Below are 16,440 nucleotides of genomic sequence, written 5' to 3' on the forward strand. Positions count from 1 at the left end.
ACGTCTTCGCCATGGCTACTCGATAACCCGGTTGACGGAGCCGAGGGCTTGGCGGTTCAAATTGAGGCGATAGCGCTGCAGCCGGCCGACGTTCAGCGTGATATGCGAACCGGCCGGGCTCTCGACGCGATCGGCGATCTGCTCCCGGTCGCTCAACACGTCTTCGGCGAGCTTGGCGGCCTGGACGCCCATGGTGGGAATGTCGGCGGTAATGGTGAGTACCGCGCCCAAATCCACGTAAACGTCGTCGTAAGCGAATACCGGCTTCATTTTGGCGTCGCTCACGCGGAATAACTCGATGGCCGACTTTTCGTTGGCCAAAACCACCGGGTCGGAAATCAGCCACACCGCATCCACGCGAGGAAGCAGCTTGGCCAGCGCCTCAGGAACCTCCGCGGACGCGGCGACCTTTTCGCCGATGAGTTCGATATGGACATCGCCCGCGGCGGCGGTCGCCTCGGCCAGCCATTCGCTATTGAATTTTTCGCTGTACAACACGCCGACGGTTTTAATATCGGGAAACAAATAGCGGAACATCGACAAAGGTACGCCGGACGGCAACTCGTTGGCGACGCCGTAACTGTCTTCCCGCAACGGCTGCCTGCGCCAGTTGATGACGGAGGAAAACACGATGGGTTGTTCCGCGTAATGGGCGGCCCATTGGTAGGCGTTGGACCCGATGGCGTAAATCAGCGCCGCGCCGGAGTTTTTCAGGTTTTCCCGCAGTGCGTCCGAAGCCGCGCCTTGGCTTGCCATATCCACCCTTTCGGTCGGATTGGTCAGGTTGGACAGGAAGGCCTCCTCCACGGTCGCGTATTTCTTGACGCTGGCGCTGGAGTTGAGAATCAAAATTTTGCCGCCGTCATCGGCGATCGCGGCAGGGATGCCCGGCGCCAACCAGGCCAGCGACAGCAACGCGATGGCCGCCGCCGCACGCCGCGCTAGCGTCGAACAATCAATCCAGGCCTTGATCCGTGTCGTTTCCATTCGCTTACTGCTCCAACACCTGTTGTTCGGACGCCGTCAGCCGTTTCCATCCGTCCAGCCCCAGCATGTGCAACGTGTCGCCGCTAGCGCCCTGCATGCGATCGACCACGTCCAGCAACGCGTCGACGGCCGGGGTGCGCTGGTGGGGCGTCACGACCAGCGTCAGCAGCGACGCCCGGCTGGCCCCCAAAGGCTCGAGCAGATCGTACTGCTTGCGATTGATGGCGCGTAAATCGTCCAGGCTTTTCTCGGTGGTCAGCGCGGCGGCGGCCATGCCGTAGCCCACGGCCATCAAGGCGTCGATGTCCTTGGGTACCAATATCAGGCGTAGGCTTTCCAAAAGGTCAGGAGGTTTGCCCGCGAAAATCTGCTCGAGTACGTTTTTACTGTAGGCCTTGCTTCCCGCTACCGCGATATTTTTTCCGCGCAGGTGTTCCAGGTCCGTGATTTTTTGCGAGGCGGACAGGATTTTCTTTTGCGAGGCGACGCCGCCCGATACCCCTACCAGCATGGGGTGCAGCGGATATTTGTGCTTGAGCAGGCGATAGTGCCAGCTGGATATCAGGAAAATGCTGTTTTCGTCGCTGCCGATGACGCTTTCAAAAATGTCTTTTTCGTCGAAAGGCTGAAACCTATATCCCTCCCCAAACTGAGACAGATAGGTATCGAAAGATGCCTTAAGGGAGACATAGTTGTTGATATTGGTTTCCGGGTTATAGAAGTAAATCGTGCATTGGCTGGCGCAAGCGGGCGGAGCCGCCCAGAGACTGTCGCCGCCGATAACCGATACCCAGGCAGCCGCCAGCAGCAGCCAACGTAAGCTGGCCCGCGTTTTTTTGGCGCGTAGGAAGATGGCATCAAGCATGTTGGGGCGGCTTTATGCGTCGATTTAACTTAAGTCTTATTATTGTTTCGTCACGAAGCGGTTTTATGCGCGCCTCGCAACGACGGAAACCCATTTCGTAACCTTGGCCCGATTATAATGGCAAGGGTCGATAATGCGGTAGAGAGGATGGCAAGGCAAGCCCGCCTAATTTCCTTCGCTTTTCCGGGCGCAGGCCAGGCGATAAACCAAAGACGCCGCCGCCACGTCCTCCACCGCCATGCCCAAGGACTTGAATACGGTGGTTTCCCCTTGGCGGCTAGGCACTTTTCCCGCCAACGCCTCGCCGATTTCCGCATACACCGGCGCGCCGGACAGGATCACGTCGCCCGATTCAGCCAGGGCGCCCGTGCGGGAATCCACGAACAACACGCTCTCCATGACGGTATCGTCCAATTCGCGCCAATCTGGACGGGGCGCGCCGACGGCGTTGACGTGGCAACCGGGCTTGAGCCACTCCCCTTTCAACACCGGCTCGGTGGCGCAAGTGGCGGTGACCACCACGTCGGCGCCGCGTACCGCTTCTTCCGCGCTGACGGCGCGGGCGCCTATGTCGGCGGCGAATGCCTGGGCATGGGCCGGAGTTCGGCTCCACACCCGCACGTCTTCGAAATCCCGCACCAGGCGCAGCGCTTCATAATGGCTGCGGGCCTGCGCGCCGCTGCCGAGAATCGCCAACACCTTGGCATCGCCGGCCGCCAGCAGCCGGGTCGCCGCCGCCGATACGGCGGCCGTGCGCATTTCCGTAATCAAGCCGCCGTCCATTACCGCCAGGGGCGCGCCGGTCTCCCGGTCCATCAGGAATATCGTCGCCATGTGGGTAGGCAACCCTTTTTCTGCGTTGCCCGGGTAGAGCGTGACGATTTTTACGCCGATGGCGTCGGCCAAAGCCGGCATCACGTAGCAATAACCGCCTGGCGGCTCGGCCGCCAGCACCGTGCGCAGCGGCTGTTGCACGCATCCCGCGGAGAAGTCCTTCAATGCCTGCTCCATGGCGGGTATCAGGTCTTCCATGCAGAGCAATCGGCGAATGTGGTCCCGGTCGAGAAACAAAGTCATGGGCGGCTCCGGTAAAGAGGACATAAAAAAACGCCCGGCCGAAGCCGGGCGTTTCCTTGACTGCCGATCCGCGGCGTTTAGCCGTTGATCAAGTAGTGGGTGACGATGGAGGCCGCGTAGCCGGCGGCGATGGCCCAGGTCCACTTCAAATGGCTGAAGAAGGTGTACATGCCCTTGGAAGTGCCCATCAGCGCCACGCCGGCGGCGGAACCCACCGACAACAGCGTGCCGCCAACGCCGGCGGTCAGGGTCACCAGCATCCATTGGTAAGTACCCATGTCCGGGTTCATGTTCAGTACCGCGAACATCACCGGAATATTGTCGACGATGGCCGACAGCAAGCCGATAAGAATGTTGGCGGTGGTGGGGCCGAGGCCGTCGAACATGGCGGCGGAAGCCAGTTCCAGGTAGCCGATGTAGCCCAGGCCGCCCACGGCGAACACCACGCCGAAGAAGAACAGCAGCGTATCCCACTCGGCCAGGCTGACCATGCGGAAAATGTCGAAATGCTCTTCATGGGTGCCGTAGGTCATCTTCAGGTAGTAACCGAAGAACATCAGGAAAGACAGGCCCACCATCATGCCCATGAACGGCGGCAGGTGCAGGAACTGCTTGAAGCAGACGGCGGCGACGATGGTCAGGGCGAACAGGCCGCAAACCACGATGGCGCCCGGCTTCATTTCCACCAAGCCTTCGTCGGTTTCCAGCGGCGCTTCGTCGGGAATAGCGAAGTGCATGATGGCCGCCGGCACGGCGAAGTTGACCACGGACGGGATGAACAATTCGAAGAAGTCGAAGAATTCCGCCTTGCCCGCCTGCCATACCATCAGGGTGGTGATGTCGCCGAAGGGGCTGAAGGCGCCGCCGGCATTAGCCGCGCTCACCAGGTTGATGAAGCCCAGCGCCACGAAAGCCGGGCTGTTGGCGCCCACCGCCATCACCACCGCGCCCACCAGCAGCGCCGAGGTCAGGTTATCGGCCACCGAGGACAGGAAGAAAGTGATGACGCCGGTGATCCAGAACAGCTTGCGGTAACCGAAGCGACGGCTTACCAGCCAGGAACGCAGGGCTTCGAACACGTTGCGTTCGGCCATGGAGTTGATGTAGGTCATAGCCACCAGCAGGAACAACAGCAGCTCGCCGTATTCCGACAGGTTGTGCTTGAACACTTCGTGCACTTTTTCCACCGGCACGTCGACCGACTGCGCCATCCAGGCCACCTGGGCCCAGATGATGCCGGCGGCGATGATCACCGGCTTGGATTTGCGCAGGTGGGTGTGTTCCTCCGCCATTACGAAGGCGTAGGCGATGATGAAGATCAGCACGCAGTAGATGCCGCGCTGCATGCCGGTCAGGCCGAGGTTTTGCATTTCCTCCGAAGCCCAGGATAGCTCCGGCAGTAACAGCAGGGGTAGGAGTAAAAAGATTGCGCGTAACAAAGCGGTGCCCTCTTGTTGTTTTAAAGTGAATTCACTGCAAGACCCCGCCGTGCGCTTCAGGGACTAACCGTATTCGCGGCTCCGGCGTGTGCAAAATGCGTCTATTATAGGGACTTCCTCCCCCAGAGTTAAAGCTCTATGCCGCCGATGCCCGAGCGGATTATGCGATTCAGGCCTAACCCTAGCATTTTTGGCAATTTTCTTCGCGGCCTCTAGCGCTTATAGTATGCGGCCCCGGCCAACCGGCTTGGCCTTGAAGCCGCCTTGCGAGTTTTGCATGTATCAGTACGACCAATACGACCAAACCCTCGTCGACGAGCGGGTTGCCCAGTTCCGCGACCAAACGCGGCGTTTTCTCGCCGGAGAATTGACGGAGGACCAGTTCCGTCCCCTGCGGCTCATGAACGGCCTGTATATCCAGCGCCATGCCCCCATGCTGCGGGTGGCGATTCCTTACGGCCTGCTCTCTTCGCGCCAATTGCGCAAGCTGGCCCACATCGCCCGCGCCTACGACAAAAGCTACGCCCATATCACCACCCGGCAAAACATCCAGTACAACTGGCCCAAGCTGGAGCAGGTGCCCGATATTCTGGCGGAGTTGGCGCAGGTGGAAATGCACGCCATCCAGACCAGCGGTTCGTGTATCCGCAGCGTCACCAGCGACCATCTGGCCGGCATCAGCCCGGACGAAATCGTCGATCCGCGGCCTTATTGCGAAATCATCCGCCAGTGGTCCAGCCTGCATCCGGAGTTCGCTTTCCTGCCGCGCAAGTTCAAAATCGCCGTGAGCGGCTCGCAGAAAGACCGCGCCGCCACCCAGCTGCACGACATCGGCGTGCACGTGCTGCGCGCAGCCGATGGCGAGGTGGCTTTCGAAATCCTGGTGGGCGGCGGCCTGGGCCGCACGCCGATCATCGGCCAGGTGATTCGTCCGCATTTGGAAAAACAGCATTTACTGTCTTACCTGGAAGCCATCCTGCGCGTCTACAACCGCTACGGCCGCCGCGACAATAAATACAAAGCCCGCATCAAGATCCTGGTGAAAGAGGAAGGCATGGACAGCTTCCGCCGCCAAGTGGAGGAAGAGTGGCTGCGCATCCGCGACGGCTTGGTGCTGGAGCAAAAAGAAATCGACCGAGTGAGCGCGTTTTTCGCACCGCCGCCCTATGCCGGCGACGCCGGCGCCGATCTTTCGGCGCTGACCCAGAAAAACGCCGACTTCAGCCGCTGGCTGCGCCACAACACCGTGGCCCACAAGGCCCCCGGCTATCGCGGCGTCTACGTCTCCTTAAAATCCCCGGATGCGCCCCCGGGCGACATCACCGATCGCCAGCTGGACGCCGTGGCCGACTTGGCCGACCGCTACAGCTTCGGCCAAGTGCGCAGCAGCCATACGCAGAATCTGCTGTTGGCCGACGTGCAGGAACGCGACCTGTTCGATCTGTGGCAACGGTTGGCTACCCTCAAGCTCGCCTCGCCCAACGTTGGCATGGCCACCGACATGATCTGCTGCCCGGGACTGGACTTCTGCTCCCTCGCCAACGCGGCATCCCTGTCGGTTTCCAAGGACATCTACGACCGTTTCGATAACCTGGATTATCTGTACGACGTGGGCGAGCTGCGCATCAATATTTCCGGCTGCATGAACGGCTGCGCCCACCAAACCGTGGGCCATATCGGCATCCTCGGCGTGGATAAGCACGGCGAAGAGTGGTACCAGATCACCCTCGGCGGCTCTTCCAGCAACGAAGCGGCCCTCGGCGAGCGCTTGGGACCGTCGGTGCCGAAAAGCGAGGTGGCCGACGCCGTCATGACCATCGTCAAAACCTACGTGGAGCAGCGCCAGGACGAAGAAACCTTCCTGCAGGCCGTGCAGCGTCTCGGTATCGCCCCATTCAAGGAGCAAGTCTATGCAAATCGTTAAGGACGGCCGCCTGGCGGAAGATCATTGGCAGCACCTCGCGGACGACCAGCCCGCGCCGGCACAGGGCGACGTCACCGTCTCCTACGGCCGCTGGGCCGCCGAGGGCGCCGCGCTGGCAAGCCGCGAAGGCCGCTTGGGGGTGCGCCTCACCGGCGCCGATCCGCTGGAGGCTTTCGGCCCCGTCGCCGGGCAATTCCCTTTGCTGGTGATCGAATTTCCCGGCATGACCGACGGACGCGGCTTCTCGGTGGCGCGGCTGCTGCGCGACCAATACGGCTACCAAGGCGAGCTGCGCGCCTACGGCCATTTCGTTCGCGATCAGGTGTTCTTCCTGCACCGGGTAGGTTGCAACGCTTTCGAATCCACGCTGGTTAGCGCGGAGCAGCTGTTGCCGGGCTTGAACGATTTCACCGTTCGCTATCAAGCCTCCCAGGACGAACCGCTGCCCATCTACCGCCGTCGCTGAAGCGCGCACAAAAAAAGGGCACTGTCACCAGTGCCCGAGCTTCTGCCGACGTGCGGCCATCCGATAGCAGTCGCCAAACCGCGCTCAGATAATGGGGGGCGAGGCGCTTACAGCAGCTTACGCGCCATTTGGAACGCCTCACGGAAGTCTACGAACATCGGCTCGCCGTCTCCGCGCAACAGGTCCTTCAGCAGTGCGTGTTGCAGCTTGTACTTGAAATCGCCGATCGCCAGCGCGCCGATGCCCACCGCGCCGGCGCTGTTGGCTGCGTGTTTCAGGGGAGTGCCGCAGTCCGTGCGCTTTAGCCCTTCGATCCCCAGGGGCGGTACCGCGTTCACATCGGCCGCCACTTTCAGTTTCCCGGCCTCGGCCAAAACGGCCGCTTTCAATACCTGTACCCCCGCCTTCGCCGTGCAGAACACCACGTCGGCGTTGTGCAGCAAATGCGCCTTGTCCGCCTCGGAAGCCGCGCAAGTGCCCTCCAGTTGCACGTCGAACAGCTGGCCGTAGGTGATCGCCTTGTCCAAGGCGTTATCCAGGGACGCATGGTCGACGATGGTGGTGTTGGCGCCGCACGAGGCGGCCAATACGCCCGTCGCCAGGCCCACCGGTCCGGTGCCGCCGAATACCACGGCGTTGGCGCCGTTTAAGTCGAAGCCGTGTTTTTCCTTCAGCATTTTCTCCACCATGGCGACCATGGCCGCCGCCGTGGTAAACGCACCGCTGGGATCGGCCATCACCGACACCTGGAACGGCGGCACCATGGCTTTCTTGGAAATTTCCAGCATTTCCATGGCCAGCCCGATATCCCGGCCGCCGATAAAAATGCCGGTGTTTTTAGTGCCCTCGGGGCCGCGGGAGAAAATCGCGTCCTGCGTCAATCCATTCATTTCCGTTCCCTTCACCGAGTTGAAGGGCAGCACGATATCGAAACCGGCGTCTATCGCCATATTGATGTCGAATGGGCTGTTGTGCGGCATGGGGTCCAGCATATAAAGCACGGTACGTTTAGACATGATTCTTCCTCGATAATTGTTTTTAGCCGGCTCAGTCGTCCCACATGGAGATCATGACGGAAATGCCGTGGCTGGCCACCTCCCGCCAAGCGCCGAGCAGTTCGTCGCTGCACTGGGGATCGTTTTCTTTTACCGCGGCCAACAGCGCTTCTAAAAAATAATCGTAAAGCTCCGGCTCGATATTCATGCCCGAACGCGCGTGAGATTCCCCAAGCTCCACCATCTTGGCGCTGGTGATGGAGTTCGGCTCATGGTAGAAAAGTATCAAGTGCCGAATACCGTGATCCAACATCTTTTTCTGCTCGATCATATTGGTCGAGGCGAATTTACCCGTCACTTTGGGGGAACTCGGCAGGAAAATCGAATAAAAATCGTCGGGAAACGTGCCGGTCATACGGCATCGTTCATAACTTTTGTCGACCAAATCGCGCAAACGCTGTGCATCGCTCATAACTACTCTCTCTCGTCGTTGTGTTGTTTATAATCGGCAATATCTTTAACGGTTTCTTATCTGGGGTCCCAGCCGTTCCGGGGCTCCGATACGTCCGTCGCCGCATCGGCCGTCGATCTATTGGCGGCGGCTTGCGGCAGTCGCTGCGCAAGGTTCAAAAAATAGAAGTGGAAGTTATCGACAAAATCGCCGGTAAAAGGGCACCGTTTACCGCTGTCGTATATCCGCTCGATCATGGTTAGTGCATCGCTCATGGCTTTTCTCCTTGGCTGAACATCTTATTGGCGGGCTTTAACAGCCCACCGCGAAACCACTCGTCATCTCGTCTTTTGCATTGGCCATCTGCTTGTATTCCTCCAGCATTTCCGTGCAACACAGCTCGTCAATCGAATAGAGTCTGGGCGTCGCCCCGGCGCTTAATACCGGACAACCGCTGCAATAAGACGCCCCGCCCTCCGGGCTTTGGCATTTGCGCAAGCACCAAGACATGGTGGTCAAGCCCAATTGCTTGCGACATAGAAAGACCTTCATGGCTACTCCCCCTCCCGCTATTAATCCGTAATCCGCTTACGCGCCGTTCTGGCTCAATCGGCCAACAATGCTTGCAAAGCTTCCAGCATGGCGCCGTATTCCAGCGTCTTATCGAACACCGCGTCCGCGCCTTTGCTCATAAGCTTGGTCTTGAGGCACTGCCCGGACGCGTTGACCGCCGCCACGATATAAGCGCCGGGAAAACCCTGCCGCAACTTCGCCAACTGGATTAATCCCCGGCGGTTTTGTTTGCCCAGGTCGGCGATCACCACATCCGGCTTTATGGCGTAAAACCGCTCCAGCGCTTGTTCGATCAACTCGGCTTCCAATACGGTATGAAACTGTCCCATTTGCTCGATGGCCGCCACAAGACGAGCGCGAATGACGAAAGAATCGTCTACCACTAAAATCTGCATTGCGCTTTAGCCGTCTTGTTGTCGGTCGTTGATGAATAGCGTGCGGGAAAAGTCGCCGCGATACCATCGGAACACCCTGATTAAATCGCTAGGAAAACTCCTACCGTCAATCACCGCCGGCACGGATTATTTCCCGTATATATCAATCGGGACGGCGTAATTTCGGCGGCTTTCCGATGGTGGAAAGAATGGCGTACGGAAGCGGGAAAAACTATCGGAACGGCCTGATTCGGCGTTAGGCATACGCCGAGCCGCTATAGGAATTTTCCTATGGCGGAAATCCGGCCGGCGCCGGGCTGGCAAAGGGAGCGAGGGAAAATGCCGACGACGTCGGCGCAACGACAAGGGAGAGGGGTAGTCAGGCTTGCTCGACCAAACCGTGCCTAATGGCGTAACGCACCAGATCGGCCGCGTTGCTCAACTGCAGTTTCTGCATGATGTGGGTTTTGTGGGTGCTGACGGTTTTGACGCTCAACGACAAATCGTCGGCAATGCTGGATAAGGCGCGGCCGGCGACGATGAGCTGGAAGATCTGGAACTCCCGGTCGGAGAGCTGTTCGTGCAGCTGGGTTTCCTGGTCGCCGCCGCCGGCCCGGCGCGCCAAGCCTTCCGCCACCGCAGGGCTGACGTAGAGGCCGCCGGTGGCCACCTTGCGGATGGCGCTCACCAGCAAGGTGGTGGCGCTGTCCTTGCACAGGTACCCGGACGCCCCGGCGCGAAAGGCCCGCATGGCGTATTGCTCCTCCTGGTGCATGCTGAGAACCAGGATGGGCAGTTTGGGCGCTTCCGCCTTGACCTGCTTGATGAGTTCCAAGCCGCTGCGTCCCGGCATGGACATGTCCGTCAACAGCATGTCGTACTGGTGGTTGCGAATTTTTTCCAGTACGGCATGGCCGCAGTCCGCCTCGTCGACGACCTGCAAGTCGGTGGTTTCGGCCAATAGCTGCTTCAAACCGTTGCGGACGATGGCGTGGTCGTCGGCAATGAGCAAACGGATCATGCGGCGCACTCCGCCCTATCTTCCGAGTGCGGCAGCTCTATGCGCACCGCCGTGCCCAGTCCCACTTCGCTTTCGATGGCGAAGCGCCCTCCCAGGGCGGCTATCCGTTCCTGGATGCCGAGCAGCCCGTAGGATTTTTGCTGCCGTTTCGCCCGAAAATCGAAGCCGCGGCCGTTGTCGCGCACCTCGATTTGGATCGATTCCTCTCCGCGCTCCAGGCAGACGCGCACGCTACTGGCCATGGCATGGCGAGCCACGTTGGTCAGGGCCTCTTGAATCACCCGGAACACGGTGATGGCGAGGCATTCGGGCAGATCCAGCTCGTCCTCGTTCATAGTCAGCTCATAGGCGACGCCGTGTCGCTTGGAAAAATCCTCCAGCAACCATTCCATGGCGGCAGCCAGCCCCAGGTCGTCCAACAGGCCCGGCCGCAAATTGGCGGCGATGCGGCGGACGGACTCCACGGTGGCGTCGATCAGCTTGAGCATGTCGTCGGCTTTCTGCGTCAAAACCGGCTGTTCCTCCGGCAAGCGTTTTTTCAGCCAAGACATATCCATCTTCAAGGCGGTCAACGATTGTCCCAAATCGTCGTGCAGCTCGCGGGCGATACGCGCCCTTTCGTCTTCGCGCATGCTTTGCAGGAAGTTGGACAGGTCGCGCAACTGCTGGCGCGATTCGATCAGTTCGGCCCCCGCGCGGCGTTGCTCCTCGCGACAACGGGCCTCGTGAATTTCCCGCGCGACGGCGGGCACCAGCCGCGCCAGGTTGTGTTTGGCGACGAAGTCGTGCACGCCGAGCTTGAGCAGGCTGACCGCCGTTTCCTCGCCGACATGGCCCGACACCACCACGAAAGGAATGTCCAAACGGCACGCCTTTACCACGCACAAAGCGTCCACGGCGTTGAAACTCGGTAGGTTGTAATCGGACAACACGATGTCCCATTGGCCATCCTCCAGACTGGCCTTGAGCTCCTCGGCGGTTTGCACGCGACGGATCGAGGCGCGGTAGCCGCCGGCCGCCAACTCCTCGGCGATCAGCGTGGCGTCGTCGTCGCTGTCTTCCACCAGCAAAGCGTTGATGATGCGTGAGTTCTCCATAACCTTGCGCTCGAAACCCTTGCGCTCAAACGCGCGGCGATTCGTTATACCGAAGCCAGTAATTGCTGATATTGCCCACCGCTTTGATGAATTCGCCGAAATCCACAGGCTTCTGGATGTAGCTATTGGCGCCCAGGCGATAACATTCCCTGACATCGCTGTCCTCCGTCGACGAGGTCAGCACCACAACCGGAGCCATGCGGGTGGCCGCATTGGCACGAATGCGCTTGAGCACTTCCAGGCCGTTGATTTTGGGCAAATTGATGTCGAGCAGTATCACATCGGGATTGGCCGCGCCCTGGCGGTCCGCAAATCGGCCTTCAGCGAACAGGTAGTCCAACGCCTCCTGGCCGTCGCGTACCACGTCCACCTGGCTGTCGACCCGATTGCACTCCAGCGCCTGCAATGCCAGCAACTCGTCGTCAGCGTTGTCCTCCACCAACAACATCCGCTTCGCTCTATAGAACATCGTCTATTCCCGGTTACCAGGTAATTCGAAATAAAAGGCCGCGCCGATCCCCGGCGAGCCCTCGGCCCATAGGCTGCCGCCATGGCGCTGTATGATGCGCTGAACGGTGGCCAAACCGATACCGGAGCCTTCAAATTGGCTGTCGTCGTGCAAGCGCTGGAACGGCGCGAACAGCTTATGCGCGTATTCTTGTTTAAAGCCGACGCCGTTATCGCGCACATAATACACGCGCCTACCGTCCACCGAGCAAGCGCCCAGGGCGATGCGGGCGTTTTCCGTATGGCCGGTGAATTTCCAGGCGTTGCCGAGCAAATTTTCCAACAACGCCTGCAGCAATCCCCGGTCGCCGTCGGCCCACAAATCGTCCTCGATGACGAACTCCACCCGCCGCTGCGGCGCACTTTGCCGGAGGTTGTCGGCCACCGCTCGCGCCATCGCGCTCAGATCGCAGCGGCTGCTGCGCAGCTCGCCGCGGCCCAGCCGGGACAATTGCAGCAATCCGTCGATCAAATCGCCCATGCGCTGGGTCGCCGCCAATATCCGCCGCAAATAGTCCCGCCCCTTGTCGTCCAGGGTTTCGGCGCAATGGCTCAACAGTAGTTGGCTGAAGCCGTTGACGCTGCGCAGGGGGGCGCGCAAGTCGTGGGAAACGGAATAGCTGAACGCTTCCAGCTCCCGATTGGCCGCCTGCAACTGCGTCGTCCGCTCCGACACGCGCTGTTCCAGTTCGCTGTTGAGGTTTCGCAATTGCGCTTCCAACTGCTTGTGCTGGCTGATGTCGCGCAACACCAACACCACGCCGATCAGCCTCCCCTGTCGGTCCAGCACCGGCGCAGCCGACCCCTCCACCGGCACGATCGACCCCGACTTGGCGCCGAGCCGGGCGTTGTCGGCGATAGCGATCACCCGCAGCTCCCGCAGGCAGCGCTTGACCGGATTTTCCCGCGTCGCAACGTCGTCGTCCGCCAGCGGGAACAACTGTTCCAGCGGGCGGCCCGCGCCGTCCGCCAGGGTCCAGCCCGTCAGCGCTTCGGCGGCGTCGTTCATGTTCTCCACCCGGCCGTCCACGTCGGCGGTAATGACCGCGTCCCCGATGGACTTCAGGGTGATTTGCGCCCGTTCCTTTTCCTGCCATATCTCGTCGCGGGAAACCGCCAAACGGATGAAAGGCGCGCGCACGCTGCCGACAAAGATGGTTCGATACAGCAGCGCATAGGCCATGACTTTGTAGATATGGCCGAGCAGGTTGAAAACGTCGCTGACATTCACGTACAGCGTAAAACACAACTCGCTCAGTACCGAGATACTCGCCGCCACCAGTAATCCGCGCGTTTCGGTTTGCGCCGATCTCGTCCGGAAAAAACCCAATGCGGCCATTAGCAGCAAAGTAATGACCAAGTATTCCAGTCCGATTTTTGTCGGGGTCAGGCCCTGCCCTTCCACCAACATGGGCGGAATCCAAGCCGGGTGATAAAGCCCTACCCAATAAATCGCCGCGGTAAAGAGGAGAAAACCGACGAGGAGGCAGTAACGAGATTGCGGTCGGCGGAACGGTCTCCATGGATAGAGACTCACCGTCAACAGCGCGGCGGCTCCCAACAGACGTCCCGCCAGCCAGAAAAAAATCCCTTTATCGGGCCCCGCCGGAGTGACGAAATCCGGCATTCCCTTGTAGGAAAGGGTATGGGCGAAATCGAGCAATCCCACGCACAGAAAGGCGCAGGCGAGAAGAATGGTATTGCCGGACCGCTCTTCGCTGTAGGCGTGCCAGCCCACCCCGAAGATCAGGCAGGCCACCACCAGCGCAAAGATTTCCATAAAGGTATGCAGCGGCAGAAAAACCACCAACTGCTCGAACGGCGTGTGGGCTTGGGTCAGGTCGACGAGCAGCAGCAGCAACGCCGCGCCGATGACCAGTCCATAGTCCCAATCAACCTGAAATACCTTTTTCACCCGGCCGCATTGTTGTTATGCCATAAAGGCCAATCATAAACCGGTATCGGCTTATTCCGCCATGGGCGAGGCGCTCCCCTCGCCTTCTAAATTTATCTTGACATGCCTCCCGGCCGCCTTTATAGAATTGCGTCTCGACCGCGCGCTAAAAATAAAAAAACACAGAGGGAGCGGATCAGTATGTCGAACATAGGCAAGGGAGACGTCGTCGTTACCAACGACGACCAACGGCTCATGTATGTATACGCCACATGGAACCAAGCGCTAGGCCAAGCCGACGATACCGCCGCATTATGCGTATGGTTCGAGAATAACCGTTTGTGCGAATCGATTTTCGACCTGAGCGTATTACAGCGCGCCAGTCGCTGGAATACGCAAGAAGCCTAGGCCGTCACGCGCAGGCCGGGCTTGTCGGCCTGCGCGTGAGAGAGCGGTCAGCGCTCAAACCACCTCCAACCGCACCGCGCGCGCCACCGCCTTGGGCAAGGCCGCGCCGCGCCGCGCCCGCTCGCCGTGGAAACGCTCCAGGTCGGCCGGCTGCAACAGCACCGACCGGCTGCCGGCGAACACCCGCAGGCCTTTGCCGGCCGGCACACAGGCCACCGCCACCAGCTTGTCCTGGCCGGCTTTGAAGTCCTTGACCGGCACGTCGATCAGCTTGTTGCCCTTGCCGCGGCTCAGCACCGGCAAATCCGCCGCGCGGAACACCAGCAAGCGCCCCTGGGCGGTGGCCGCCGCGAGCCAGTCCGCTTGCGGATCGCCCACCCGCAACGGGTCCATGGCGCCGCTGCCTTCCGGCAGGCTTAGCACCGCCTTGCCGTTGCGGATCTTGGTGTTGAGCTCGCCCAATTGCAGCAAAAAGCCGTAGCCGGCGTCGGAGGCGAGCAAGTACCAGTCCTCCTCGCCCCCGGCCAGCACCGCGCGGAAAACGGCGCCCGGCGGCGGATTGAGCTTGCCGGTGAGCGGTTCGCCCAGGCTGCGCGCCGAGGGCAGTTCGTGGGCCGGCAGGGTGTAGCTGCGGCCGGTGGAATCGAAGAAATAAGCCGGCTGATTGCTGCGCCCGAGGGCATGGGTCAGATAAGCATCGCCGGAGCGGTAGGACAGCGAAGCGGGGTCCAGCTCGTGGCCCTTGCCGGCGCGCACCCAGCCTTTTTCCGACAACACGATCGTGACCGGCTCGCTGCTCACCAGCTCCGCCGCCACCATGGCCTGGGCCGCCTGGCGCTCGGCCAGCGGCGATCTGCGGGCATCGCCGTATTTTTCCGCGTCCTGCTGCAGCTCGCCCTTAATGAGGGCGCGCAGCTTGGCGGGCGAACCCAGGGTTTCTTCCAGCGTTTGCCGTTCCTGCTCCAACTGGTCCTGCTCGCCGCGGATTTTCATTTCCTCCAGCTTGGCGAGGTGGCGCAGCTTCAGTTCCAGGATGGCTTCGGCCTGGATGTCCGTTAAGCCGAAGCGCGCCATCAGCTCCTGTTTCGGCTCGTCCTCGAAGCGGATGATGCGGATCACCTCGTCGATGTTGAGGAAGGCGATCAGATAGCCTTCCAACACGTGCAGCCGCGCCAGCACCTTGTCCAGGCGGTACTGCAAACGGCGGGTGACGGTTTGGGTGCGGAACGCCAGCCAGTCGGACAGGATGCCCTTGAGGTCCTTCACCTGCGGCTTGCCGTTCAAGCCGATCATGTTCATGTTGACCCGGTAGGTGCGCTCCAGGTCCGTGGTGGCGAACAAGTGCGACATCAGGGGCTCGACGTCGGCCTTGCGGCCGCGCGGTACGATCACCAGCCGCGTCGGGCTTTCGTGGTCGGACTCGTCGCGCAAGTCCTCCACCATGGGGAGCTTCTTGGCCTGCATCTGCGCCGCGATCTGCTCCAGCAGCTTGGCGCCGGATACTTGGTAAGGCAGCGCGGTGATGACGATATTGCCCTCTTCCAATTCATAACGGGCGCGCACCCGCACCGAACCGGAACCCGTCGTATACAGAGAAGCCAAATCCTTGGCCGGCGAGATGATTTCCGCCTCGGTGGGGAAATCCGGCGCCGGCACATGGGCGCACAGGTCGGCGACGCTGGCCTCGGGGTGGTCCAGCAAATGCACGGTGGCCGCCACCACTTCGCGCAGGTTGTGGGGCGGGATGTCCGTCGCCATGCCCACGGCGATGCCCGTGGCGCCGTTGAGCAGCACGTTGGGCAGCCGCGCCGGCAGCATCACCGGTTCCTCCAGCGTACCGTCGAAATTGGGCACCCAGTCCACCGTGCCCTGCTCCAGTTCGGACAGCAGGCTCTGCGCGTAGGGCGTCAGCCGCGACTCGGTATAGCGCATGGCGGCGAAGGACTTGGGATCGTCCGGCGAGCCCCAGTTGCCCTGGCCGTCCACCAGGGGATAACGGTAGGAGAACGGCTGAGCCATGAGCACCATGGCTTCATAGCAAGCGCTGTCGCCGTGCGGATGGTACTTACCCAGCACGTCGCCCACGGTACGGGCGGATTTCTTGTGCTTGGACTGGGCCGACAGCCCCAGCTCCGACATGGCGTAGACGATACGCCGCTGCACCGGCTTCAACCCGTCCGCCACGTGGGGCAAGGCGCGGTCGAGGATGACGTACATGGAATAGTCCAAATACGCTTTTTCGGTGAAATCCTTGAGTGGCAGGCGCTCGTGGGCGACGACGGTGTTCATGGGCTGGGATTGGATCCTAACGGTTCGTAAGCGCTACATTATGGCGGTATCGGCGGCGGGCGACCAGCACGCC

At 60.8% G+C, this 16,440-nt stretch carries 17 protein-coding genes; 3 read left to right on the forward strand and 14 right to left on the reverse strand.

The window, feature by feature from the left end; translation table 11 throughout:
- Positions 1-15: 15 nt before the first annotated feature.
- The 4 genes from K5607_RS08840 to nhaD form a co-directional block, all read right to left on the reverse strand.
- Positions 16-987, reverse strand: a complete 972-nt coding sequence (locus K5607_RS08840) for an ABC transporter substrate-binding protein (RefSeq protein ID WP_221048833.1) — start codon at positions 985-987, stop codon at positions 16-18.
- Positions 988-991: 4 nt separating this feature from the next.
- Positions 992-1,852 (reverse strand): hypothetical protein, encoded by an 861-nt coding sequence (locus K5607_RS08845; RefSeq protein ID WP_221048834.1) that lies wholly within the window; start codon positions 1,850-1,852, stop codon positions 992-994.
- 165 nt (positions 1,853-2,017) lie between these two features.
- On the reverse strand, positions 2,018-2,929 hold the full coding sequence (locus K5607_RS08850) for an ornithine cyclodeaminase family protein (protein WP_221048835.1): 912 nt from the start codon (positions 2,927-2,929) through the stop codon (positions 2,018-2,020).
- Positions 2,930-3,006: 77 nt separating this feature from the next.
- Positions 3,007-4,368: a sodium:proton antiporter NhaD gene (gene nhaD / locus K5607_RS08855; protein WP_246598996.1), complete on the reverse strand. Its 1,362-nt coding sequence runs from the start codon at positions 4,366-4,368 to the stop codon at positions 3,007-3,009.
- 277 nt (positions 4,369-4,645) lie between these two features.
- Between nhaD and K5607_RS08860 the strand changes: the two genes are divergently transcribed.
- Together K5607_RS08860 and K5607_RS08865 are read left to right on the forward strand one after the other, a co-directional pair.
- Positions 4,646-6,292, forward strand: coding sequence for a nitrite/sulfite reductase (locus K5607_RS08860; RefSeq protein ID WP_221048836.1), 1,647 nt, complete (start codon positions 4,646-4,648; stop codon positions 6,290-6,292).
- Positions 6,279-6,758, forward strand: coding sequence for a DUF934 domain-containing protein (locus K5607_RS08865; RefSeq protein ID WP_221048837.1), 480 nt, complete (start codon positions 6,279-6,281; stop codon positions 6,756-6,758). Before K5607_RS08860 ends, K5607_RS08865 begins: the two co-directional genes overlap by 14 nt.
- A 107-nt stretch (positions 6,759-6,865) precedes the next feature.
- Here the strand turns inward: K5607_RS08865 and K5607_RS08870 are convergent, their stop codons facing one another.
- The 9 genes from K5607_RS08870 to K5607_RS08910 all read right to left on the reverse strand — a co-directional run bounded on the left by K5607_RS08870 (position 6,866) and on the right by K5607_RS08910 (position 13,691).
- Positions 6,866-7,774 carry an NAD(P)-dependent methylenetetrahydromethanopterin dehydrogenase gene (locus K5607_RS08870; protein ID WP_054773714.1) on the reverse strand — a complete coding sequence of 303 codons (909 nt, stop codon included), beginning with the start codon at positions 7,772-7,774 and terminating at the stop codon, positions 6,866-6,868.
- Between the two features lie 31 nt (positions 7,775-7,805).
- Positions 7,806-8,225, reverse strand: a complete 420-nt coding sequence (locus K5607_RS08875) for a globin domain-containing protein (protein ID WP_054773713.1) — start codon at positions 8,223-8,225, stop codon at positions 7,806-7,808.
- Positions 8,226-8,281: 56 nt separating this feature from the next.
- Positions 8,282-8,479 (reverse strand): hypothetical protein, encoded by a 198-nt coding sequence (locus K5607_RS08880; protein ID WP_054773712.1) that lies wholly within the window; start codon positions 8,477-8,479, stop codon positions 8,282-8,284.
- Positions 8,480-8,516: 37 nt separating this feature from the next.
- Positions 8,517-8,756, reverse strand: a complete 240-nt coding sequence (locus tag K5607_RS08885) for a hypothetical protein (protein WP_054773711.1) — start codon at positions 8,754-8,756, stop codon at positions 8,517-8,519.
- A 53-nt stretch (positions 8,757-8,809) separates the two neighbouring features.
- Positions 8,810-9,172: a response regulator gene (locus tag K5607_RS08890; protein ID WP_054773710.1), complete on the reverse strand. Its 363-nt coding sequence runs from the start codon at positions 9,170-9,172 to the stop codon at positions 8,810-8,812.
- 358 nt (positions 9,173-9,530) lie between these two features.
- Complete coding sequence (locus K5607_RS08895) at positions 9,531-10,172, reverse strand: response regulator (protein WP_054773716.1); 642 nt, start codon at positions 10,170-10,172, stop codon at positions 9,531-9,533.
- Complete coding sequence (locus K5607_RS08900) at positions 10,169-11,269, reverse strand: hybrid sensor histidine kinase/response regulator (RefSeq protein WP_221048838.1); 1,101 nt, start codon at positions 11,267-11,269, stop codon at positions 10,169-10,171. Before K5607_RS08900 ends, K5607_RS08895 begins: the two co-directional genes overlap by 4 nt.
- Positions 11,270-11,294: 25 nt before the next feature.
- Positions 11,295-11,738, reverse strand: a complete 444-nt coding sequence (locus K5607_RS08905; RefSeq protein WP_054773707.1) for a response regulator — start codon at positions 11,736-11,738, stop codon at positions 11,295-11,297.
- Between the two features lie 3 nt (positions 11,739-11,741).
- Positions 11,742-13,691, reverse strand: a complete 1,950-nt coding sequence (locus K5607_RS08910) for an MASE3 domain-containing protein (protein ID WP_221048839.1) — start codon at positions 13,689-13,691, stop codon at positions 11,742-11,744.
- A 180-nt stretch (positions 13,692-13,871) separates the two neighbouring features.
- Between K5607_RS08910 and K5607_RS08915 the strand changes: the two genes are divergently transcribed.
- Positions 13,872-14,078, forward strand: coding sequence for a hypothetical protein (locus tag K5607_RS08915; protein ID WP_054773704.1), 207 nt, complete (start codon positions 13,872-13,874; stop codon positions 14,076-14,078).
- Between the two features lie 54 nt (positions 14,079-14,132).
- Here K5607_RS08915 and parC read toward each other — a convergent pair whose 3' ends face one another.
- Positions 14,133-16,367, reverse strand: coding sequence for a DNA topoisomerase IV subunit A (parC, locus tag K5607_RS08920; protein WP_221048840.1), 2,235 nt, complete (start codon positions 16,365-16,367; stop codon positions 14,133-14,135).
- Positions 16,368-16,440 lie beyond the last annotated feature (73 nt).

The sequence above is a fragment of the Methylogaea oryzae genome (assembly GCF_019669985.1).
GTDB lineage: Bacteria > Pseudomonadota > Gammaproteobacteria > Methylococcales > Methylococcaceae > Methylogaea > Methylogaea oryzae.